8 protein-coding genes and 1 pseudogene are annotated in these 23,437 nt (G+C 74.3%); 3 read left to right on the top strand and 6 right to left on the bottom strand.

Going from position 1 to position 23,437, the window contains the following annotated elements:
- Nucleotides 1–191: pseudogene (locus ACH4ZX_RS37160) on the bottom strand (2-oxoglutarate ferredoxin oxidoreductase subunit alpha); the annotation flags it as partial.
- A gap of 333 nt (nt 192–524) precedes the next feature.
- Here ACH4ZX_RS37160 and ACH4ZX_RS37155 point away from each other — a divergent pair.
- From ACH4ZX_RS37155 to ACH4ZX_RS37145, 3 genes are all read left to right on the top strand, one after another.
- Nucleotides 525–1,109 carry a TetR family transcriptional regulator gene (locus ACH4ZX_RS37155; RefSeq protein ID WP_398282821.1) on the top strand — a complete coding sequence of 195 codons (585 nt, stop codon included), beginning with the start codon at nt 525–527 and terminating at the stop codon, nt 1,107–1,109.
- A 472-nt stretch (nt 1,110–1,581) separates the two neighbouring features.
- Entirely contained in the window at nt 1,582–3,324 is a 1,743-nt protein-coding gene (locus ACH4ZX_RS37150; protein ID WP_398282819.1) for an MFS transporter, read from the top strand.
- 157 nt (nt 3,325–3,481) lie between these two features.
- The gene (locus ACH4ZX_RS37145; protein WP_398282817.1) at nt 3,482–4,501 is read left to right on the top strand and encodes a hypothetical protein; all 1,020 of its coding nucleotides are present in this window, start codon (nt 3,482–3,484) and stop codon (nt 4,499–4,501) included.
- Here ACH4ZX_RS37145 and ACH4ZX_RS37140 read toward each other — a convergent pair.
- The 5 genes from ACH4ZX_RS37140 to ACH4ZX_RS37120 form a co-directional block, all read right to left on the bottom strand.
- Nucleotides 4,396–5,076, bottom strand: coding sequence for a TetR family transcriptional regulator (locus tag ACH4ZX_RS37140; RefSeq protein ID WP_398282815.1), 681 nt, complete (start codon nt 5,074–5,076; stop codon nt 4,396–4,398). The genes ACH4ZX_RS37145 and ACH4ZX_RS37140 overlap by 106 nt on opposite strands.
- Nucleotides 5,077–5,360: 284 nt before the next feature.
- Nucleotides 5,361–7,379 (bottom strand): NAD(P)/FAD-dependent oxidoreductase, encoded by a 2,019-nt coding sequence (locus ACH4ZX_RS37135; protein WP_398282813.1) that lies wholly within the window; start codon nt 7,377–7,379, stop codon nt 5,361–5,363.
- 20 nt (nt 7,380–7,399) lie between these two features.
- On the bottom strand, nt 7,400–9,067 hold the full coding sequence (locus ACH4ZX_RS37130; protein ID WP_398282811.1) for an NAD(P)/FAD-dependent oxidoreductase: 1,668 nt from the start codon (nt 9,065–9,067) through the stop codon (nt 7,400–7,402).
- A gap of 84 nt (nt 9,068–9,151) precedes the next feature.
- Complete coding sequence (locus tag ACH4ZX_RS37125) at nt 9,152–14,533, bottom strand: beta-ketoacyl synthase N-terminal-like domain-containing protein (protein ID WP_398282809.1); 5,382 nt, start codon at nt 14,531–14,533, stop codon at nt 9,152–9,154.
- Nucleotides 14,530–23,268, bottom strand: a complete 8,739-nt coding sequence (locus ACH4ZX_RS37120) for a beta-ketoacyl synthase N-terminal-like domain-containing protein (protein WP_398282807.1) — start codon at nt 23,266–23,268, stop codon at nt 14,530–14,532. The genes ACH4ZX_RS37125 and ACH4ZX_RS37120 overlap by 4 nt, the downstream gene beginning before the upstream one ends.
- Between the last annotated feature and the right edge of the window lie 169 nt (nt 23,269–23,437).

Here is a 23,437-nt window from a genome sequence, read left to right as displayed (position 1 = left end):
AACGACGACACGCCCGGCAGGGTGCCTGCGGGAGCGCGGATCTCGGCGGGGAAGTTCGGCAGCGTCGACAGGTCGTTGCCGAACGACGCCGTCTCGGAGGTGAACAGATCACCTGTCAGCTGCATACCGTCGCCCGAGTCGCCCGAGAAGCGTATGACGACCCGGTCGAGCTGCTCTGTTTGATTCGTCACCGGCAAGTGCCTCTCCCTGGACGGAAAATGCGCGTGTCGTACGGCCCGACGGGGGCGGAAGCCCATCGCGAGCCTAAGCTCAACGAACGATGATTTCAATGGGTGTTGAATTGCCCTGGGGGTGGGGGTAGAGTCCGGCCGTTCGGGGTTCGTGGCAGGGGTGCCGCCGGCATCCGCGGTCGAAGCGCAGGCCAGCCGGGGAGTGGCGCCTGCAAGCGGTCTACGCGCGGCGCAAAGCTTTGACCGAAGAAGTCACTGAACGTAGACTTCACGCCAAGATGAATTCGCGTCGCGCGTCCTTCGGGGGACTCGGGATCGAGAGGAAGTGCCGCCGTGGCAAACGCTAGAGGCGCATCCGAAACCCGCCGCGCGATCATGAGGTCGGCGGCGGACCTCTTCGCCGAACTGGGGTACAGCAACACCTCCCTGCGGGCCGTCGCAGCCGACGCCGGCTGTGATCCCGCACTGATCGGGCACTACTTCGCCTCGAAGGAGGATCTCTACAGCGCTGTGGTCGAGGAGACGGTCAGACCCGCCGAGGCGATCCGGGAGGCGATGGAGCGCGGCGATCCGGACGCCGCGGAATGGTTGATGCGGCACGCCGTCGCCGACTGGAACGACCCGGTGCAGCAGCGGCGCATCCTCGGCGTCCTGCGGTCCGCGGCGGACCTGCCCGCGGCCAGGGAGCGGCTGAGCCAGTCGCTGCTGCCCAGGGAGGTGGCGGACAGCGGCGCCGACGAGATCAAGGTGTGGCTGATCAGCAGCCTGTTCATCGGGGTCAACACGTCCCGCCGTATGGGGCTGCTGGATCCCGGGCTGGCGGAGGACGACGAGAGGATGGTGCGCGCGCTGGCTCCGGTCGTGGCCGCGTTCCTCACGCCGCAGGGGATCGCCGGCGGCGCCCGTGCCTCTTCCTGAGGGGCCGCGCGTACGTTCGGCGGTGGTGCTGGGCGGGATCGGCGTTCGATCCCGCCCGGCACCGTGCCGTCGTATCCCCGCTGTCATTTCCCTGTCGTCGTCCCGGTGTGGGCGTCTCCGCGCCGTCGTCCCTGTGCCGTCGTCCCAGTGCCGTCGTCCCAGTGCCGTCGTCCCCGTGCCGGCGTCCCTGTGCCGGCGTCTGCCGTCGTGCGGCGGCCGGGGTCCGTTCTTCGCGGTGTCGGACATCCGTGCGTCCGGCGCTCCCCTCGTGGCCGGGGTGGCGGCCGTCCGTGCCCTGGCCACCGGGTTGTCGCAGGTCAACTCCGAAGAATCGGTGGGCGGTCGAGCGGACGACGAGTGTCCGGATCACGGTCGCCGCGGTTGCCCAAAAGAATTCAGTGCTCGTAGACTTCATTGGAGAGTGAAATATTGAGGGCGCTGTCGGGCAAGGCAGTCGACCCAGGGAGGAATCATGGAATCCATCGACACCGGCGTGACGGCTCCGCCCGGCACCGCACCCGCTCCGTCCGCCACCGCAAACCCCGCGCGCTGGCTGATCCTCGCGGTCACCCTGTCCGCGATCTTCATGCAGATGCTGGACACGACCATCACGATGGTCGCGCTGCCGTCGCTGCAGAGCGATCTCGGCGCCACGTTCGCCGAGATCCAGCTCGTCGTCGCGGTCTACTCGCTCGCCTTCGCCTGCACCCTGGTGACCGGCGGCCGGCTGGGTGACATCCACGGCCGCCGCAAGGTGTTCCTCATCGGCATGCTGGGCTTCACCATCGCCTCCGCCCTGTGCGGCGCGGCCCCCAGCTCCACGTTCCTGATCGCCTCCCGGGTGCTTCAGGGCATGTGCTCGGGCCTGATGTTCCCCCAGGTCCTGTCGATCATCCAGGTCACCTTCTCCAAGCAGGAACGCCCCAAGGCCCTCGCCATGTACGGCGCCTCGGTCGGCCTGGGCACCGTGCTCGGCCCGGTCCTCGGCGGCTGGCTGATCGACCTGAACATCATGGGCACCGACTGGCGTGCGATCTTCTACGTCAACCTGCCCATCGGCGCGATCGCCCTGTGCCTGGGCCTGGCGAAGATCCCCGAGTCCTCCGCACCGGGCGCGCAGCGGCTCGACGTGACCGGCGCCGGCATCCTGACGGCCGGCCTGTTCAGCCTGATCCTGCCGCTGGTCATCGGCCGTGAGCACGACTGGCCGGGCTGGAGCCTGGCGCTGCTGGTGCTGAGCCCGGTGCTGCTCGCCGAGTTCTTCCTCTACGAGAACAAGCTCTCGAAGTCGGCCGACCGCTCCCCACTGGTGCCCACCGGGCTGTTCAAGGAGCGGTCGTTCACCGTCGGGCTCATCATCAGCGTCGTGTTCTTCGCCGGCATCCCGTCGTTCTTCATGACGTTCTTCATGAGCCTGCAGATCGGCTTCGGCTACACGCCCATCTCCGCCGGTCTGGTCAGCCTCGGCTTCGCCGCCCTCATCGCGGTCGGCTCCGCACGCTCGGCGGCCGTGGTCAGGAAGCTCGGCACGAAGACGCTGGCCCTGGGCACCGGTCTGCTCCTGGTCGGCATGGCCGGGGTCATCGGCACCCTGCACTGGGCGGGCTCCGACCTGCACGGCTACCAGCTGATCCCCTCCCTGATGGTGGCCGGTATGGGCGGCGGTTTCTTCCTGGCGCCGTGCACCGGCATCATCCTGGCCGGCATCCGCTCCAGCAACGCGGGCTCCGCGTCCGGCATGCTCGCCACCGTCCAGCAGGTCGGCATCGCCATCGGTATCGCCGTCGCCGGCATCCTGTTCTACGGGCTGCTCGGGTCCAACGCCGACGACTCCAGCGCGTCGGCGGTGCCCCGGCTGCGCAGCGACCTCGCGGCCGCCGGGGTGGCCGAGGCGCAGCAGACGCAGATCACCACGTCCTTCCAGACCTGCTTCCACGACAAGATGAACCAGAAGGACCTCACCGAGACGCCCGCGAGCTGCGCGCGGATCGAGAAGGAGATGGCGAACAGCCCGCTGCCGCAGGACGTCAAGCAGAAGGTGAAGGACGCGGTGCTCGGCACGGCCGTGCCCGAGGCCCGCAAGGCCAACTTCAGCGACAGCTTCGAGCAGGTCGTGTACTGGCAGATCGGCTGCTTCGGCCTGTCCTGCCTGCTGGTGCTCGCGCTGCCCAAGGTCCGGCCGGAGGACGTCGCCGACGTGCCGGGCGGCGCGTGAGCGACTGACCCGGGGCGGGCGGGACGTACGCCGTCGCCGCCCGCCCCGGCATCCCCGTGCGTCCGGGCCGGGGCGCCGCCCGACGGCGGCACCCCGGCCCGTCGCATTTCTTCCGCTACTGCCGCCTCCCGTGCGGCGAAAGGAAGTCGCTGACACCGTGTGGACGGTTCTCGCGCTCGGTACGGCCTCGGCCCTGGTGTACGCGGCCGCGGCCGTCGCGCAGCGGTCGACGGCCGCGCGGTCCGGCGCACCGGGCGGCACGAGCCTCGGCCGCTCGCCCGCGTGGTGGGCCGCCGTCCTGCTCAACGCGCTCGGCGCGCTGCTGCACACCGCGGCCCTGCGCTACGGCTCCCTGGTCGCCGTGCAGATGCTGGGCGTGCTCACCCTGGTCGCGGCGCCGCTGCTGTCGGTCCCGCTGCTGCGGCACCGGATGACCTCCGAGCAGTGGTCGGGCACGGCGGCGACCGTGGCCGGTGTCGTCGGGCTGCTGATGCTGGTTCCCTCCGCGGGCGTCAGCCGTCCGCTGGAGGGACGGGAGGCGCTGGGCGTCGGGGCGCTGGCCGCCGCGGCCCTCGGCGTCCTGGCGGTGGCGGCGCTCGCCGCGCGCCGGGCGGCGGTCAGCAGCCTGGCCTGCGCGGCCGCCGCCGGCGTCGCGTTCGGCGCCGCCTCCGCGCTGGCCCAGACCGCCGTGCTGGAGCTGACCGGACGGGGGGCGGGGGAGCCGGGCACGGCCGTCCTGCTCGCCGTCGGCGTGATCTGCCTGGCGCCCGGCGGGCTCCTGCTGTGCCAGCGCGCCTACCGCACCGGCCTGGAGGCGCCGCTGGCCACGGTCACCCTGGTCAACCCGGTGTTCGCGGCCGTCGTCGGCGTCTTCGTCCTCGGCGACCGCTGTGCCGCGGGTGCGGCCACCGCGCTGGCCGGAGCCGCCGCCGCGCTGGTGGCCGGGCGCGGCGTCTTCGTCCTGGCGCGGGCGGAGGGCGCCACGACGCGGGCGGAGGGCGCCACGACGCGGGCCGTCGAGACCGGCGCCGGGGCGGGCGGACGGGCCGGCAGGATCGCCGCCGTCTGCGGCTACTCCTCGGCCAGGCGGTCGAAGTGGACCTGGATGGAAGGCGCGAGCCAGTCCATCAGCTCCTCGAAGTCCAGCGAGGCGAGCGGCTCCACCGCGAGCACGTAGCGCAGCATGACCAGACCCGCCAGCTGCGCGGAAACCAGCGAGGTGAACGCCGGTGCGCGGTCGGACCGTTCGGGGACGAACCGGCTCAGGCAGGCCTCGAAGGACGACTCGATCCGGTCCCGGAAGGTCTTGGCCGTCGCCTCGTCCGACAGGCTGGTGCGGTAGACGGCGACCAGTGCGGGCCGGGTCGACTCGTCCTCCCAGAGGGAGAGGAAGGCGCGCGCGACCCACTCGCCGCGGCTCTGGCGGCCCGCCTGCACCTCGTCGTCCGTCAGGGAGTCGAAGAGGGCGGACATGTCCAGGCGCGAGGAGACCGCGTCCTGGAACAGCCCGTCCTTGTTGTTGAAGAAGTGGTGGATGAGCGCCGGGTCGACCCGGGCCTGCTGGGCGATGCCACGCATCGTGGTGCCCGAGTAGCCCTTGTCCGCGAAGAGCTCGAGAGCCGCGGTGAGGATCTGGTTCCTGGTGCCGCTCTGACCGGGCCGCCGGCCTCCGCCCCGCGTGGGGCGGCCCGCGCGGGGCGTGGCGCCGCGACGGGTGCTGTTCGGGCAGGGGCTCCCGGCTCCGTTACTCATTGCCCCTCCGTTAATTCATGGGATGTGGAAATCAAGGTTACCAGCATTCCACATGAGGTGACTCCCCGGTAGGGAGCATTCCGTTGGCCGTGCGCCGTGTCCAGCCGCGCCGGATGCGCCGGTGGGCGGGCTGGCCGGAACCGGCAGTCGCCGCCCGCACACGAGGCGCACCGCGCCGCCACCGGACGCCCGCATGCGAAGCCGCCGTTCCGCTCTCCGCCCGCCAGACGGACGCGGAACGGCGGCTTCTCCGGGGCACCGTCAGGTGACGCCCGGCCGGCCGGTCACCGCTCGACGCTGGGGGAAACGGTGGCCCCCGGCGTGAGCACCCGCCGGACCATGTGCGGGGCCCGGCGCTTGGCCCACAGCAGAGTCTTGATCCGCTTGAGGGGAGTGAAGTTGTAGTAACGGTCGGTCGGATCGCCGAAGCCGAACAGCGGCGGCACGAACGAGGCCTGACGCAATTGGCCGAAGATCCGCTCGGCGGCGGCCCCCGCGTCCATCCGGTTGTCGGCGACCTGGCGCACCAGCCGGTCCATGTCGTCGAACAGCGCGACGAAACCGGGATACACCGGGAACCACAGCCCCGCGCCCCGGTGCCGGCCCAGCTCCCGCCACTGTCCGGGGTGACCGGCCGACGCCAGGGCGTCGTTGCGGGCCCGCTTCAGGGACAGCGCGGCGAACATCGAGTGCAGCAGCCACACCCGGCAGAAGGCGTTCCACAGCCGGAAGTCCGTGGTGGCCGTCAGCGCCGTGCCCAGCAGCCGCTCGCTGTGCTCGATCAGGGCCGCCTGGAACGACTCCAGGGCCGTGAACCGCGCCACCGACCAGTCGTCCTCGGCCGCCGCCGCCATGATGTGCGCCGCCGCCTCGTGCACGAGTTCCGCGGTCAGCGTGACGTCCCGGGAGAGCGTGAAGTCGCAGCGCACGGCGGAGCGGTCGAGGACCACGAAGCCGGGGCCCGCCGCCGCGGTGGCCGCGTACTGCCACGGCTCCGCGCTCGTCCACGGACGTACCGTGGTCGCCTTCTCGAACTGCCAGGCCAGGTCCGGGAACTGACGGACCAGCTGCTGGAAGTCCTCCTCCGCGGACGCCGAACCCTGCGGCCACAGCTTGGTGTCCAGACTGACCGCCACACTGGTCAGCGCGTCGTCCCCGTCCCGCTCGGAGCCGAACGGCACCAGCTGGATCCAGCCGCCGGGGAAGACCACCTGGGTCGTGCCGCCCGTCCACGCCGTGCCGCCGGGGCCCGGGTCCACCCGCCGCTCCAGCGGCCGTACGCCCCGCAGGTGCGCGGTGAGCACCCGGGAGGAGTGGCGCAGCGGACGCAGCGCCGGCTCCGGCCCCAGGCGGGCCAGCATCGGGGCGTCCGGCCCGGACATGTCGACCACGAACTCGGCGGCCACGCTGCTGCCGTCGGCCAGCTCGACCGTGAAGTCGCCCGCCTCGCCCCGCACGTCCTTCAGCACGGGACGGCCCTGCGGCGCCTTCGCCCCGTGGCCGACGGCGACCCGGTGCACCCAGGCGTCCACCTCCGGGCGGTACAGGTGCGACTCGCCGTGCTCGCTGGGCACGTTGAACTGCAGCTTGTGGTGCGGGCGGACGCGGGCGCCGGGGCGGGCGTAGACGAAGCCGATGCTCGACTTCAGCCCGGATCCGGCGCGCACCGAAGCGGGCAGCTGCCCGAAGTGGCCGAGCGCGGCGAGCTCCGGGACGCCGTAGCGGCGCGCGAGGAGCTCGAAGACCTCCGCGGTGTACGGGACCGTCGTCTCGCCCGCCGGGATCGCGGCGTCGTGCGCCGAGTCCACCAGGACCACGTCGAGGCCGGCCCGGGCCAGGACCGCGGCGAGCATGCCGCCGCCCAGGTGCGCGCCGAGCACGGCGACCTTGTGGCGGGACGCCGGTGCCGCCGCGGCCACGATCCGCGACGGCCCGTCCGCCAGGGCGCCGCCCGCGCCGCGGACGGCTCCGGCGCGGCCGCCTTCGGTCCCGGCGCCTTCGGTGCGGGCGGCTGCCGCCCGGATGTCCTCGGGCCGGATGTCCTCGGGCTCGTCGGGCAGCGCGGACTCGGCCGCGCCCACCGCCTCGGCGCCCTCCAGCCAGCCGCTGTCCTGCGCCGCGTCCGCCGCCCCGGGCGCCGTCCGCCCGTCCTTGCCGTCCGCCGCGCGGGCCGCGCGCCGCGCCTGCACGTCCTTCGGGGTCGCGGCCGGCCGCGACCGGCGGCCGCGCGTCCCCGTGCTGTCCGTCGCTGTGTCCGTCGATCTCTCCGTCGTCGGCCTTGGCGCCTCTTCGTCCTTGGGCATGGTGCTCTCCTCCTTCGCCCTCAGGCGCTCTTGTGGAATCGGGAGCGCAGGAAGCCGCCCAGCGCGCTGGCCACGATGGGCCCGGTGTCGGGAGCCGCCGCACCGCGCCTGGCCCAGTGCATGGTGCGCAGCATCCGCGGCGGGTTGGGGTTGTAGAACCGGTTCTCCGGGTCGTGCAGACCGAACGGGGGCGGGGCGTAGCCGTCGTCCTGGAGCAGGTCGAACAGCTCGCCGGTGGCCCGGTCCGGCGTCATCAGTCCGGCCTCGACGTCCCGGCAGGCGGACCAGGCCGCGTCGGTGATCTTGTTGAAGCCGACGCTGGCCGGGAAGAGGGCGCCCGGGTGCGGCTGGGCCTCCAGCTCCCGCCAGATCATGTGGTCGCCGGTGCGCTGGAAACGGACCAGCGCGTCCTGGGCGTTGAGGGTGCCGAGCACCGTGCCCAGGGCCCACATGCGAAACGTCGCGTTCCACATGCCGTAGTCGCGGAACGACGTGAAGGAGGACCCGACGACGTCGTCGTGGGCCCGCACCAGGCCCTGCTGGAGGGTCTCGACGTGGGCGAAGCGCTCCGCGGAGAAGTCGTCGTCCCGGGCCGCCTCGATGAGCCGCCAGGCCAGCGAGTTCACCACGTCGGTGGTGTTGGTCAGGCCGCGCGAGTACAGCGCGTCCACGAAACCGGCCGCGTGCGAGGTGAGGCAGAAGCGGTCGCCGACGATTCTCTTCGACGAGTACTGCAGCCGGCCCGTGGACACCCACGGCCGGGCCGCCACCGCGTCCTTGAACTGCGGGGCGATCGCCGGGAAGCGCTCCAGGAACCGGGCGAACTCCTGCTCGGGCGGGGTGTCCGTCTTCGGGTGGCGGCGCGGGTCCAGCGTGAGGCCGACGCTGCACAGCCGGTTGGTGGCGCCCTTGTGGTTGTCGAAGGGGATCACCCACAGCCAGCCGCCGTCGAAGATGTGGTGCAGCGTGCCCTCGTGCCACGGGCTGGGGTTGTCGTGCCCCTGAGCCGCCGGGCAGTCGTCGTACGGACGCACCCCGATCATGTGGGTGAAGAGGGTGCGCGAGTGGGTGCGCTGCTGCGGCACCTCGTCGCGCAGGCCGAACTTGCGGGCCAGCGGCGAGTTGTGCCCGCCGGCGTCCACGATGTAGCGGGCGCGGATCTCCGGCCCGTTCTCCACCGCGAGCGTGACGCCGGAGCCGTCGATCGCGACGTCGGTCACCCGGGTGGCCAGCCGGCCCGTGGTGCCGTAGCTCAGCGCCACGTTGTACATGTAGGCGTCGACGTCCTGGCGGAACATGTGCGACTCGGTGGACAGGGCCACCGGGATCACGAACTGGTTGATCTCGTGCGGGTCCTGACGCTGGCCCTCGCGGTGGTACACGAAGCCGAAGTTGCGCTTCTGCCCCGAGTTGGAGGACACCTTGGAGCGCATCGTGGAGAAGTGGCTCAGGTGGGCGATCTCCGGCACCCGGTAGCGGGCGGCGAGGATGCGCAGCATCACCGAGGTGTAGGGGATCGTCGACTCGCCCACCGCGAACCGGGGGTGCGTCCCCGCGTCGATCAGTACGGTCTTCACGCCGTTGCGGGACAGGATGGCGGCCAGGACGGACCCGGCGATGCCGGCGCCCAGGATGGCGACGTCGTGATCCGCCCTGCCGGACGGATTGGACGCGGGCAGTGGCTGCATGATGCTCGTTCCTCCAGTGGTCGAGGCGGATTGCTGGGTCCGGGCCCGTCTTCCCGCAACACCCGGGAAGACGGGCCCCGGCGGTCACGCCCGGGCTGCCGGCGTCTTCCGGCCGGCCGGGTACCGCTGCTCGACCAGCTCCAGGAGATGGGCACCCCAGTGGATGCCCGGGCAGGCGAAGAAGTCGCGGCTGTTGATCTCCAGGCGCAGGTCGTCCCGGCAGCGGCTGATGAGTTCCATGACCATCAGGCTGTCCAGACCCATGTCGGCGAGGCGCGTGTCCTCGGTGAGGGTGTCCAGCTCCATGCGCAGGATCGCGGAGAGCTGTACCCGGATGTACTCGTTGAGCTCGGCGAGCCGGTCGGCGTGGTCGAGCCCGATCAACTTGGCCGTCAGCGGGCCCAGTTCGGGATCGGTCCCCCCGTCCTGAGCGGGCGCGCTGCGTATCTCGCTGAGGATCGGCCGTTCCCGGCGCGCCTCCATCAGGTCCCGGAACAGCGCCCAGTCCGCCGAGCACACCGTGCGGTGCGCCACGCCGTCGGCGATGGCCTCGCCGAGCAGCTCCAGCGCGTGCTCCGGATCGAGCTGCACCAGCCCGATGGAGCGCAGGAACGCCATCACCGAGTCGTCCGCGAGCCCCGACCGCGCGCCCCACGGCCCCCAGCTGACGGTCGTGGCGGCCAGGCCCCGCAGCTTGCGGTGGTGCGCGAAGGAGTCGAGGAAGGCGTTGGCCGCCGCGTAGCCCGCCAGGTGCTGCGAGCCCCACACCGAGGCGATCGAGGAGAACGACACGAACAGGTCCAGGTCCTGGTCGACGGTCGCGTTGTGCAGCGCCCAGGTGCCGTCCGCCTTGGGACGCAGGCAGCGGTCGTACGTCTCGGGGTCGCTCTCCCGCAGGAACTGCGGCTCCGACAGGCCGGCCGCGTGCACCACACCGCGCAGCGGGCGCCCCGCCAGGCCGAGTTGATCGGTCAGAGAGCGCAGGGCCGTCTCGTCGCACACGTCGATCGCCTCGATCCGCACGTCCGCGCCCTGGGCCTCGATCCGCCGCACCCCCGCGATCTTCGCGCCGGTCGCGTCGTCGAGGTCCGGCGCGTCCCAGCGCGAACGGTCCGGCAGCCCGGTGCGGCCGATGAGCACGACCGTGCCCGCGCCCGACCGGGCGAGCCACTCGCCGACCAGCAGGCCCAGGCTGCCGAGGCCGCCGGTGACGAGATAGCTGCCCAGGTCGCTCAGGCGCGGCGGGACCGGCTCCTCGGCCTGCGGCACCGCCACCAGCCGCGGCACCAGCAGCTCCTCGCCGCGCCGGGCCGTGAGGTCCTCCACGGTCTCGGTGGCCAGCAGGCCGGCGATCTGCTCCGCCTCGTCGGCGTCGCCCGCCGGGTCCAGGTCCAGCAGACCACCCCACAGCTCGGGGTGCTCCAGCGCGGTCACCTTGCCCAGTCCCCACAACGGCCCCGCCGGCAAGCACAGTTCGCGCTGCCCGGTCCCGGTCCACTGGGCGCCCCGGGTCACCGCCCAGATCCGGGTCTCCGCCTCCGCCTCGGCCAGCGTCCGGGCCACCGCCAGGAAGACGTGCTCGACGCTCTCGCGGGCCTGGCGCACCGAACCGGAGTCGAAGCCGGACAGCGGCAGATCCAGGCCGCCCAGCAGGACCACGTGCTGGTACGTCCCGTTCACCTCGAGCGCCCGTACGGCCGCCTCGACGTTGGACTCGGTGCGGGTGACGTCGGCGCCGCGCAGCACCAGCCGCTCGGTGACCGCCCGGGCGGCCGTGTCACCGCCCAGCAGCAGCACCCGCTCGCCGCGCAGGCCGCGCTGCGTGAACCGGGCCGCGTCGGCGGGCCGCCACACCTCCTGCCACACCGTGTCCTCGTGCGCCCCGCGGGGCGGTTCGGGCGCGGCGGGCGCGGCCTGCGGGCGCAGCTGCACGTCCCGCATCGCGATCAGTACGCTGCCGTCGGCGCCCAGGATCTCCAGGCCGCCGCGCAGCTCGCCATCGCCCGAGGACGGGGCCAGCCAGCCGTGCACATAGCGGCGGGTGCCCGAGGGGACCGCCGTGGGCTGCGGCTCGCCCGGCTCCGGCGCGTGCTCCGACTGGCGCAGCAGGCCCAGCGTCACGTCGAGCAGCGCCCCCCGGGGCAGCCGCTCCGCCGCCTGGCTGACCTCCGCGAGGACCTCGCCCGGACCCTGGTACACCTCGCCCACGACGGCCTCGGCCCAGCCCGGCACGGTGATCGTGTCCCGGCCGACGGGCACACAGCGGGCGCGGATGGCCGCCAGGTCGCCGCCGGCGTGGGCGGGCGGGCGGCGCACCAGCACACCGCGGGCGTGCAGCCGCCAGCTGCCGCTCTCCGCGGACTCCACGCCCTGCCGCGAGAAGCACAGGAACAGCGAGCGTCCCTCGTCGTCCTGCGGCAGCACGTACACGCGGATCTTCGCCGGCCGGTGCTCGGGGTCGAGCAGCAGCGGCTCGCCCACCACGAAGCGGTCCACCAGCCTCGGCTGCGCGCCGGGCAGCTTCGCCGCGCCGGCCAGCGCCCAGTTGCAGAACCCGCCCGCCGACACCTGACGGCGGCCGTCCTGGCCGGTCTGCACGAACACCTCGTCGAGCTGGTCGAGCCGGGGGGAGAAGGTGGGCGGCCCGGACAGCATGTGTCCCTCGAAGAGTGCGCCGGGCGCGTCGTCGGCGGTCAGCAGGGCTGGGTCGGCGGCTGGGTCACCGTCGTTGAACCAGTACCGCTCACGCTGCCACGGGTAACTGGGCAGCGACGTGCGGCGCGGCCGCTCGGCGGCGTGCACGGCCTGCCAGTCGACGGCCACACCGCGGTGGTGCAGCGTGCCGAGGGCCTGGCCGACGATGTGCCCGTCCTCGCGGTCCCGGCGCAGCGACGGGATCCAGGCGACCCCGTCCTCCGGCAGGCAGCGGGCGCCCAGGCCCAGCAGCACCGGGGCGGGGCCCAGCTCCAGGAAGGTGCGGCAGCCGGTCTCGTACAGCCGGGTCACGCCCTGGTAGAAGCGCACCGGCGCCAGCACGTGCTCCGACCAGTAGGCCGGCCGCAGCTGGTCGGGGCCCCACTCGCGGCCCGTCACGTTTGAGATGACCGGGTACTTGGGCTGGTTGTAGGCCAGGGTCTCGGTGACGGCCCGGAACTCCTCGAGCATCGGCGCCATCAGCGGCGAGTGGAAGGCGTGCGAGACCTTCAGCGGGCGGTGCTTGACCCCGCGCGCGGCGAGCAGCTCCACCACCCGGGAGACCTCCTCCGCCGGGCCGGACAGCACCACGTCGGTGGGCCCGTTCACCGCGGCGACCGCCGTGCCCGGCACCGGCCCCGCCTCCGCGATCGCCGCGCGCACCGTCTCCTCGTCGCACACCAGGGTCTCCATCACCCCGCCCGAGGGCAGCGCCTCCATCAGCCGGGCCCGCGCGGTGACCAGCCTGGCCGCGTCCTTCAGCGAGTGCACCCCCGCCACGCAGGCCGCGGTGATCTCACCCAGGGAGTGCCCGATCAGCGCGCTCGGCCGCACGCCCCACGCCTCCCACATCCGGGCCAGCGCGTACTCGACGGCGAACAGGGCGGGCTGCGTGAAGCCCGTGCGGTCGATGCGCCCGTCGGCCGCGTCACCGGCGAGCACCGGGCCGAGCGGCTCGTCGAGGTGCTCGTCGAGGGCCGCGACGCACTCCGCCAGGGCCTCGGCGAACACCGGCTCCGTCGCAGCGAGGCGGGCGGCCATCCCGGCGTACTGGGAGCCCTGCCCGGTGAACATCCAGCCCACCCGGCGCGCCTTGGCGCCCGCGGGGCCGTGCGCGATCGCCTGCTCGGCCCGCTCCCCGGCGGCGAACGCGGCCAGTCCCGCGGCCAGTTCGTCGCGGTCGCCGGTGACGCTGAGCCCGTGCTTCATACGGGCGCGCCCGATGTGGGTCGAGTAGCAGATGTCCGACAGGGCGCGCGCGTCGGCCGACCGCACCGGCGCCTCGTACGCCCGCGCCATCTCCCGCAGCGCCTCGGGGCTGTTGGCGCTCAGCGTGAGCAGACCCACCTCGCGCGGCGCGCCCTCGCGGGGCGCGGGCCGGGGCGCCTCGCCGAGCACCGCGTGCGCGTTGGTGCCGCTCGCGCCGAAGCTGGACACGCCGGCCAGCCGGGGGCCCTGCGGCCACGGGGTGTCCTCGGTGGTCACCCGCACGTTCAGCAGGTCCCACGGGATCTGCGGGTTGGGGTCGTTCAGGTGCAGGTGCCTGGGCAGCTTCTCGTGCTGCAGGGCCAGCACCACCTTCAGCATGCCCGCCGCGCCCGCGGCCGGCTCCAGGTGGCCGATGTTCGTCTTCACCGAGCCGACCAGCAGCGGTCGGTCGGCCGGACGGCCCACACTGGTGATCGCGTTCAGCGCCTGCAGCTCGATCGGGTCGCCGAGCTGGGTGCCGGTGCCGTGCGCCTCGACGTACGACAGCTGCTCGGCGGAGATCTCGGCGTTCTTCAGCGCCGAGCTGATCACGTTCTGCTGCGCGGCCGGGTTGGGCACCGTCAGTCCGCTGCTGCGCCCGTCGTGCTCGGTGGCCACCCCGCGCACCACCGCCAGGACGCGGTCGCCGTCCGCCTCGGCGTCCGCGAGCCGCTTCAGCACGAACAGCGCGCCGCCCTCGCCGCGCGCGTACCCGTCCGCGGAGGAGTCGAAGGTCTTGCAGCGGCCGTCGGGTGACAGCGCGCGCAACTTGCTGACCAGCACGAAGCCGTACGGCGACAGCATCAGGTTCACGCCGCCGACCAGCGCCATGTCGCAGGCCCGCGAGCGCAGGCTGAGCACCGCCTGCTCCAGCGCCACCAGCGAGGAGGAGCACGCCGTGTCGATGACCATGCTGGGGCCCTGGAAGCCGAACGTGTACGACACCCGGCCCGCCAGGAAGCTCGGCTCGCCGATCAGCTGGTAGGCGTCGACGTCCGCGAGCGCGCCCTTCTGCTGCCGCATGCGCACGTAGTCGCTGGTGCTGGCGCCCAGGAACACGCCGACCCGGCTGCCCTCCAGCTCGGCCGGCGGCAGGCAGGCGTTCTCCATGGCCTCCCAGGCCAGTTCCAGCACCAGCCGCTGCTGCGGGTCCATGCCCGCCGCCTCACGCGGGGAGATGCCGAAGACGGTGGGGTCGAAGGTGTCCACCGGCCCGTCGAGGAAGTTGCCGGCCAGCGTGTACGCGGTGCCCGGGTGATCGGGGTCGGGATGGTAGAAACCGGCGACGGAGTGCCGCTCCTCGGGGAACTGCGACGTCAGGGAGCGGCCGTCGGTGAGCGACTGCCAGAACTCCTCGGGACTCGCGCCGCCCGGCAGCCGGCAGGACATGCCGATCACCGCGAGCGGCTGCGGCCGTTGCAGCTCCTGAACCCGGGCGCGCAGAGTGCGTATGGTGCCGAGGGAGTCCTTCAGCCGGCCGCGCAGGACGTCCTGGCTGGGCTGCTCGGCGGGGCTCTTCGTCATCGGTTCTCCTCAAACCCGAAGTTCTGCGAGTCGGAGATCTCCGCCTCCAACTGGCGTAGCAGTTCGTCGTCGTCGAGCTCGTCGAGGTCGGAGGCGTCGGCGGCGCCCTCGGCCGCCGACGGCTCGGCCGCGGGGTCGTGCGGGCCGCCGCCGTCCGCGGCGTCGGCCGGATAACCGAGGCGTTCCAGCAGGTGCGCGGTCAGCGCCAGGGCGGTGGGGTGCTCGAAGGCGACCGTCGAGGACAGCTCCACATCCAGCTCCCGGGACAGCCTCAGGCGCAGCGTCAGCGACATCACCGAGTCCATGCCGAGGTCGAAGAAGCCCTGGTCGGCGCGGAGTTCGTCCTCCGACAGGCCCAGCACCGCCGCGACCTGCCCGCACACCCAGTCCAGCGTCCGGTCCCGGCGCTGGTCCGGGTCGAGCGCGTCCAGCCCGGCCACGAACCCGGTGCCGTCCTCGCGCTGCCCCGACCCCAGCACCTCGGCGAACAGCCGCCGGTGCGGGGCGTCCGCGAGCGCCGTGCGGAACTGCTCCCAGTCCACGTCGGCGACCGCCCAGTGCACCGAGTCCTCCCCGGCCAGCAGGTCGAGCGCGGCGATCAGGTCCTCCTCCCGCAGCGGGCCGATGCCGCTGGTCTTCAGCAGTAAAGTCGTCCGTTCGTCGAGGAGTTCGCTGCCCGCCAGCGGCATCAGCTCCAGGTGGGTGACCGGCAGGCCGCTCGCCCGGCGGCGCGCCGCCAGCGCCCGCAGCGCCCAGTCCGACGGCGCCGAGGCGCCCGTGACCGCGCCGCCCCAGGTGCCCGGCACCGAGCCCAGCAGGACGAACAGGCCCACCGGGTCCTTCGCGGTCAGCCGGTGCAGCAACTCGGCGGTCCGGCCCCGGTTCAGCTCGGCGCGCAGCAGCGCCTCCGTCGTCTCCTCCAGCGGCACCGCGGCCCCCGGCGAGCCGGCGCACACCACCGACGCGATCCCGCACTCCGCACGCAACTCCTCGACCAGCGCGGCCAGTTCAGCGCGCGAGCCGTGCGTGGCGACGGTGCGGACCTCGGCGCCCGACGCACGCCAGGCGGCGATCCGGTCGGTGGGCGTCTCACGCGCCGCGTCCGCCGGGTCCGTGTCCACCAGGACGATCCGCCGGGCGCCGGCGCCCACCAGCCACTCCACCGCGCACGGCGCCAGCGCGCCGCCCCCGCCGGTCACCAGGTGCCAGCGGTCCGCGGACAGCGGCCTGCGCTCGGCGGGCCGCGGCGCGGCGCCGCGCACCAGGGAGCCGACCAGCACCGCGGAGTGCTCGACGCGGACGTGCTCGTCGCCGGGCACGCCCAGCATCCGGGTCACCAGGACCCGCAGTTCCTCGGCGCTGCCGTGCGTCAGGTCGACATGGCCGCCCCACGCGTCGGGCCGGGTCATCGCCAGCGTCCGGCCGAGGCCGGCGTGCGCGCCCTGGTTGCCGTCGGGGTAGCCCGCGTGGCCGGTCGGCAGCAGCGCGTGCCGGGTGACCAGCCACAGCCGGGGCGCGGGGCCCTCGGCGTCGGCGAGCGCGGCGGTCAGCGCGACCGTGGCCGGCCAGCCGTCCGGGCGCGAGTCGAGGTCCTCCAGCGGCCACAGGTCGCAGATGCCGGTGGTCGGCGAGTTGGCGTGCACGGCGAGCAGGGTCCGCCAGGCGTCCCGGTCGGCCGGGTCCAGGGCGAGGTCGTGCGGATCGGCGGACGGCGGCGCGGCCTGCGAGCGGACCCGGCGCACCTCGCAGCCGGCCGCCCGCAGCTGCTCCGCCACGGCGCCGGCCAGGTGCTCGGTGTCGCCGCACACCAGCCAGCGCGTCGCGGGCGGCGTGGCGGCGTCCTGCTCGGCACCGGCCGGGCGCTGCCCCGCCGGGGTCCACACCATCCGGTACAGCAGGCTCTCCAGCCGGTCGCGCCGCGCGTCCGCGGCCGTCGGCGACGGGGCGGCGGCCGGCCGCAGCCCGGTCAGCTCCAGCACCGCCCGGCCCGCGGCGTCCAGGACCGTCACGTCCGCCTCCGCCGACCCCTCGGCCGTCCGGCGCACCGGCCCGCGGCGCAGTCGTACGGTGCCGTCGACGGCCGCCTTCACCCGCACCGAGCCGATCGCCGCGACCCCGTCCACCGCCGCGTCGGCGGTCAGGTGCAGGGCCAGGCGCAGCAGCTCGGCGGGCAGCCGGTGCCGGGCGGCCGCGTCCGGCACCCGGACGGTGACCTCCGCGCAGCCCCGGCCGCTGCCCGCCGACTCCACACCGAACGCCGGGAAGGCCTCGGCGAGCGTGGCCCGCAGCGGCTCGTCGTCCGCCAGCGGCGCCGCTTCGGCGGCGGGCGCGGCGAAGTCCTCCGGCAGGCCCATCGCCGCGGTCAGCGCCGGTTCGGCGGGCGCGTCCTCGCCGAGGCAGTGCAGCACCAGGGTGCCCTGCCGGGTGTCGGCGACCGCCTGCAGTTCCGCCCGGCTCTCGCCGTCCGTGCGCGGCGCGGCGCCGAACCGCACGCCGCTCAGCGCCGGCGCGGCCGGTCCGGTGGCGGCGGCCGTGCCGAGCGCGGCCTCCAGCAGGGCGGCCGCCGACACCGCCGTACGGGATCCCTCGCCCGTCGTCTGCCAGGGGCTGCGGGTGCCGTCGACGCTCACCGGGACCAGCGCGGTCCACGGCGCGTGCGCCGGCCGGACCGGGGTGCCGACCAGGCTGCCCGAACCGCCCGTGCGGTCCGCCGGCAGGTCCGGCAGGCGGTGCTCCTTGCGCTGCCACGGGTACAGCGGCAGGTCCACCACGCGGCGGCCGTCACCCGCGAACGCGGCCCAGTCGACCGGCACGCCGTGCGCGTGCAGCGCGCCGAAGGTGGTGAGCAGCGCGCCCACCTCGTCCTCGTCGCGGACCAGCGAGGGCAGCGCCAGCGGGCGTCCGGCCCCGGCCGCGGCGAGGGACTCCTCGGTGCCGGAGACCAGCACCGGGTGCGGGGAGATCTCGACGAACACCCGCTCCTCGGCGTCCTCCACCGCGCTCACCGCGTCCTGGTAGAGGACGGTGTCGCGCAGGTTGCGGCCCCAGTACTCGGCGGTCAGGTCGAGTCCGGACACCTCGCCGCCGGCCACGGCCGAGTACACCGGGACGCGCGCCTCGGACGGCGTCAGGTGCGCCAGCCCGGACACCAGCCGCTCGCGCAGCGGGTCCATCAGCGGGGAGTGCGGCGCCACCGGCACCTTCACCCGCCGCACGAACACGTTCGCCTCGGTCAGCTCCTCGGTCAGCTCCTCCAGCGCGTCGAGGGCGCCGGCGACGACCGTGGTGCGCGGGCCGTTGACGGTGGCGATGCCCAGCTTGTCCTCGTACAGCACCAGGTAGGGCGCGAGTTCCGCACGGCTCAGCCCGACCACGACCGAGCCGCCGGTGCCGACCAGCGTGTCCAGCAGCCGCGAGCGCAGGCACAGCACCTCCGCGGCCTGCGCCAGCGTCAGCGCCCCGGCCGCCCAGGCGGCGGCGACCTCGCCCATGCTGTGCCCGACGACCGCCGCCGGCTCCACGCCCCAGCTGCGCCACAGCTCCACCAGGCCGACCTGCACGGCGAAGATCAGTTCCTGCGGGATGCCCTCGTCGAAGGGCCGGCTGTCCGGCTCGCCGCGCAGCGAGGCCAGCGGCGACCAGGCGATCCACTTGCGCATCTCCTCCTCGCACGCCAGCACCGCGTCCCGGAACACCGGCTCGTTCTCCAGGAGCCGGCGGCCCATGCCGGCCCACTGGGAGCCGAAGCCGGAGAAGACGAACACGCAGGAGCGGACGGTGTCGGCGGTGCCGGTGAGCACGCCGGGATGCTCGCCGCCCTTGGCCAGGGCGCGCAGGGCCGAGCGGACCGCGACCACGTCCCGGCCCACCGCGACGGCCCGGTGCTCCAGGTGGCTGCGGCGCGCGCCCGCGGTGTACGCCAGGTCGGCGAGGACGTCCGCGTCGGCCGACTCCAGCAGGTCGAGGTACTGCCGGGCGGCGGCGGGCAGCGCGGACTCCTGCGCCGTCGACAGGGGCAGCGCGAAGCGGTCCGCGGGCCGGTCCGCCGTCGGCGCGAGGGCCGCGGAGGTCCCGGTCTCCGGCGCGACGGGCGGCTCGGCGACGACGATGTGCGCGTTGGTGCCGGTGAAGCCGAAGGAGCTGACGCCCGCGACGCGGCGCCGGTCCGGCTCGGGCCAGCTCTCGCCGCCCTCGGCGATCGCCAGCCCCATCTCCTCCCAGCGGACCTGCGAGGTCGGCCGGGTGGTGACACCGACGTGCGGCGGGATCTGGCCGTGGTGTACCGCGAGGACGGCCTTGATCAGGCCCGCCATGCCCGCGGACGCCTCCAGGTGCCCGATGTTGGGCTTGGCCGAACCGACCAGCAGCGGCGCGCCGTCGGCGCCGTCGGGCCGGAGCGACTGGGCGAGCGCCCGCAGCTCGATCGGGTCGCCGAGCGGGGTGCCGGTGCCGTGCGCCTCCGCGTAACCGACCTCGCGACCGCTCAGTCCGGCCTGCGCCAGGGCCTGTTCGATCAGCGCACGCTGCGCCGTGCCGTTGGGCACGGTCAGTCCGCTGCTCGCGCCGTCCTGGTTGACCGCGCTGCCGGGCAGCACGGCGTAGACGCGGTCGCCGTCGGCCAGGGCCTGCGACAGCCGCTTCAGCACGACCGCTCCGGAACCCTCGCCGCGCAGGTAGCCGTCGGCCGCGTCGTCGAAGGTGCGGCACTGCCCGGAGGGCGACAGGGCGCCGCCGGCCGACACCGAGACGGGGATGACCGGGCTGAGGATCACATTGACGCCGCCGGCCACCGCGAGGTCGCTCTCCCCGGAGCGCAGGCTCTGGATCGCCAGGTGCACCGCGGTCAGCGAGGACGAGCAGGCGGTGTCCACCGCCATGCTGGGACCGGTCAGGCCCAGGAAGTACGACAGCCGTCCGGCCGCCCCGGCGAAGGAGTTGCCGGTGCCGTAGTACAGGTCGACGTCCTGCAGCCGGCCCGCCACCTGCTGGGAGTGGTCGGAGCTGTTCATCCCGACGAAGACGCCGGTCGCCGAGCCGCGCAGCCGGTCCCGGGTGGCGCCCGCGTCCTCCAGCGCCTCGTAGGCGACCTCCAGGAACAGCCGGTGCTGCGGGTCGAGGCTGCGCGCCTCGCGCGGGGAGACCCGGAAGAAGGCCGCGTCGAAGCCGCGGACGTCGTCGAGGTAGCCGCCGCGCAGCGAGGTGATGGTGCCGGGCGTCCAGGCGCCGTCGGACAGGTACGCCTGACCGTCCCAGCGGTCCGGCGGCACGTCCCGGATGACGACGCGGCCGTCGCGCAGCAGCTGCCAGTAGTCGCCGACGGTGGGGCTGCCGGGGAAGCGGCAGCTCATGCCCACGACGGCGATCGGGTCGTCGGCGGGGGCGGGCTGCTCGGCCGGCTGCGGCTCGGGCGGCGTGGCGACGCCGGCCGCGGCCTCCTCGCCCGGCCCGGCAGACGCGGCCTCCCGCCGCGCCACCAGCGGCAGCAGGTGGTCGACCAGCTCGTCCAGGCAGGGCCGCTCGAACGGGGTGGACAACGGGATGTCCAGGCCCAGCTCCATGCCGAGCCGGTCCACGAACTCCACGATGGTCAGCGAGTCCAGGCCGAGGTCGGCGAAGCCGCGCCGGGGCGGGATGCGCCGGCCCGGGTCCTGGCCGAGCACCGAGGCCAGCACCTCGGTGGTGCGGCGCATCAGGCCGCGGCGCTGCCGGTCGGTCCCGCCGGCCGGGCCGCCGCCCGGCGCGGTACCGCCGGGGGCCGTGGCGCCGCCCTCCTGCGGTGCGGTGATGTCCGCCGCCGCTCCGCTCCGCCTCCTCGCGGAAGCGGCGGCGGACGGATCGACTTCCCGGCCGGCCCCGTGGGGGGCCGGGGCCACGGCCGGGGAGTCACCGGCGGAGGGGGGGAGCCCCGCCGGAGTCGCGAGGTCGGGGACGGGCAGGGCGCCGGCCGGTGCCTCGCCCGGGGCGCCGCCGCCGAGGTCGACCCGGCGCGCCGGACCCAGCGGGTTGCCCGACTCGTCGATCAGCTGCACCGCGAGCTGCGCGGGGCGCGCCACCGCGTCCGGCACGGCGCCCGGCGCGTACTGCGTGCCCGGTGTGACCTCCGGCAGCCAGAACGACTCGTGCTGCCAGGGATGCCGGGGCAGGTCCGTCGGCCGGCCGGGCAGCAGGCCGTCCCAGCGGACCTCCGCGCCCGCGCAGTGCAGTTCGGCGAGCGCGGCGAGCAGCGTGGCGGGCCCGTCCGCGTCGCGGCGCAGCGAGCCGACCGCGACGCCCGGGCGGCGCAGCGCGGTGAGGCCGTCGCTGAGTGGCCGGACCAGGGTGGGGTGCGGGCCGATCTCTACGAAGTCGGCGCCCTGGTTGGCGATCAGGTTCTTCACCGCCGGCCAGAAGCGCACCGGGCTGAGGACGTTGGCCGCCCAGTAGTCCGCGTCCAGCACGGCGGGCGGCGCGTCGGGGGAGACCGTGGAGACGAACGCGTCCGGGCGCGGACTCGGCGTCAGGTCCGCAAGCTGCGCGCGCAGTTGATCGGCGAACGGCGCCATCGCCGGGCTGTGGAAGGCGTAGTCGCCGGGGACGAAGCGGGCCGAGACGTTCCGCTCGCGCAGCAGCGCCGCGATGGCCGTCAGGTCCTCCTCCGACCCGGCCAGCACGGTGGCCGACGGCCCGTTGACGGTGGCGACGGTGACCACGCGGCCGGTGCCGGCGGCGGTGGCCACCGCCTCGTCCTCGGGCAGCGCCACCGCGAGCATCCGCCCGGTTCCGGCGGCCGCGGCCATGATCCGCCCGCGCCGCACGGCGAGGCCGAGGGCCGCGGGCAGGTCGAGGGCGCCGGTGAAGCAGGCGGCGGAGATCTCGCCGAGGCTGTGGCCGATCACGTCCGTCGGCTCCACACCCCGCGCCCGCCACACCTCCGCGAGCGCCAACTGAAGTGCAACCACCGCGGGTTGGGCCAGCTCCGTCTCGGCGAGCCGGTCGCCGCCGAGCAGTTCGCGCAGCCCCGGCAGCCCGGCGGCGCGCAGCACCTCGTCGCTGCGCTCCAGCGAGGCGGCGGCCACCGGCTCCCGGTCCCACAGGTCCAGGCCCATGCCGCTCCACTGCGAGCCCTGACCGGAGAAGACGAAGACGGTACGGTGCCGGCGGCGCGGCTCGGCGGTGCCGGTGACGGTGTGCTCGTCCGGCTCGCCCGCGGCGAGTTCCCGCAGCGAGGCGCGCAGCTGCGCGGCGTCGGCGGCGATCACCGTGGCGCGCGCCTCGTGGTGGGTGCGCCGTACGGCCGCGGTGTGCAGGACGTCCGGCAGCGGACGGTCGTCGTCCAGCGCCTCGGCGAGATCGCGGGCCCGCTCCCGCAGGGCCTGCTCGGTGGAGCCGGACAGCAACAGGACCTGCGGCGCGCCGTTCTGAGGCTCCGTCACCGGCTGCGCCTGGTCCGCCGGGGCGGACAGCAGCAGGTGCGCGTTGGTGCCGCTGAGCCCGAAGGCGCTCACCCCGTACAGCGTCTCCTCGCCCGCGCCGTCGACCGGGACCGCCTCGGGGGAGATGGTCAGCGGGCCGTCGTTCCAGGGGATGGCCGGGTTGGGGGTGCCCAGGTGCAGCTGCGGCGGGACGAGACGGTGCCGGGCGGTCAGTACGGTCTTGATGAGCGCGGCGACACCGGCCGCCGCGTCCGTGTGCCCGAAGTTGGCCTTGTGCGAGCCGATGTGCAGCGGGTGCTCGCGGCCCGGTCCGAACACCTGCTGCAGCGCGTACGCCTCGATCGGGTCGCCGAGCGGGGTGCCGGTGCCGTGGGCCTCGACGAAGGCGACCTGCTCCGGCCGGGCGTCGGCGCGGGTGAGCGCGTCCCGCAGCAGGGACTCCTGCGCGGAGGCGTTGGGCACCGTGAGGCCGACGCTGCGGCCGTCGTGGTTGAAGGCGCTGCCGCGGATCACGGCGAGCACCCGGTCGCCGTCGGCGAGGGCGTCGTCGAGCCGCTTCAGCACGACGACACCGCAGCCCTCGCCCCGGACGATGCCGTCCGCCGCGGCCGAGAACGGCTTGCAGCGGCCGGTGGGGGACAGGGCCTGCACCTTGCTCATGAAGATGGACAGCTCGGGGGTGGCCAGCACGTTGACGCCGCCGGCCAGCGCGGTGTCGGCCTCGCCGCTGGCCAGGGAGCGGCAGGCGAGGTGCACCGCGACCAGGGACGAGGAGCAGGCGGTGTTCACGGCGAGCGCCGGCCCGTGCAGCCCCAGGGTGTAGGCGACGCGGCCGGGCGCGAAGCTGAACTCCTTGCCGCTGGCGTAGTAGGGGTCGATGGCCTTCACACCGCGCGTCTTGGAGTGCAGCAGCGTGTAGTCCATGCCGAGCATGCCGAAGAACACGCCGGTCCTCGATCCGGACAGGCGCGGCTTGGTCAGGCCCGCGTGCTCCAGGGCCTCCCAGGAGACCTCCAGCAGCAGCCGCTGCTGCGGGTCCATCTCGCGGGCCTCGCGGAAGGAGATGCCGAAGAAGTCGGCGTCGAAGCGGTCGAGCCCGGGCAGGACGCCGGCCCAGCGGCAGTAGCCGGTGCCGGGAGCCGCGCCGTCCTCGCTGATGTACTCGGGGCCCCAGCGCTCGGGGGGTATCTCCCCGATGACGTCGACGCCGTCGCGCAGGACGCGCCAGAAGGACTCGGGGTCGACCACCCCGCCCGGGTAACGGCACCCGATGCCGACGAGAGCGATGGCCGGGTCGGAGCTGGTTCCGTTGCGGGCGGGCATGGATCCCCCTTGTCAGGAGCGACGATCGGGTGGGTGGTGCCTGGATGGAGCGGGCAGTGCCTTGATGGAGCGGGCGGTGCCTTCGACGGTGCGGGCGGTGCCGCGAGGGAGGTGCGCGAGCAGCCGGGCCGTGGGGCGTGCCTGGGCCCCACGGCCCGGACGCGGCGGC

This window comes from Streptomyces sp. NPDC020490, from assembly GCF_044335305.1.
GTDB lineage: Bacteria > Actinomycetota > Actinomycetes > Streptomycetales > Streptomycetaceae > Streptomyces.
The sequence above is the reverse complement of the archived record's forward strand: the minus strand, read 5'-3'. Positions and strand labels throughout refer to the sequence as shown.

Bases quoted from the DNA above. Each gene is read 5' to 3' on its own strand.
- ACH4ZX_RS37150 (WP_398282819.1), top strand. From the start codon at position 1,582: ATGGAATCCATCGACACCGGCGTGACGGCTCCGCCCGGCACCGCACCC.
- ACH4ZX_RS37140 (WP_398282815.1), bottom strand. From the start codon at position 5,076: ATGAGTAACGGAGCCGGGAGCCCCTGCCCGAACAGCACCCGTCGCGGC.
- ACH4ZX_RS37135 (WP_398282813.1), bottom strand. From the start codon at position 7,379: ATGCCCAAGGACGAAGAGGCGCCAAGGCCGACGACGGAGAGATCGACG.
- ACH4ZX_RS37130 (WP_398282811.1), bottom strand. From the start codon at position 9,067: ATGCAGCCACTGCCCGCGTCCAATCCGTCCGGCAGGGCGGATCACGAC.
- ACH4ZX_RS37125 (WP_398282809.1), bottom strand. From the start codon at position 14,533: ATGACGAAGAGCCCCGCCGAGCAGCCCAGCCAGGACGTCCTGCGCGGC.
- ACH4ZX_RS37120 (WP_398282807.1), bottom strand. From the start codon at position 23,268: ATGCCCGCCCGCAACGGAACCAGCTCCGACCCGGCCATCGCTCTCGTC.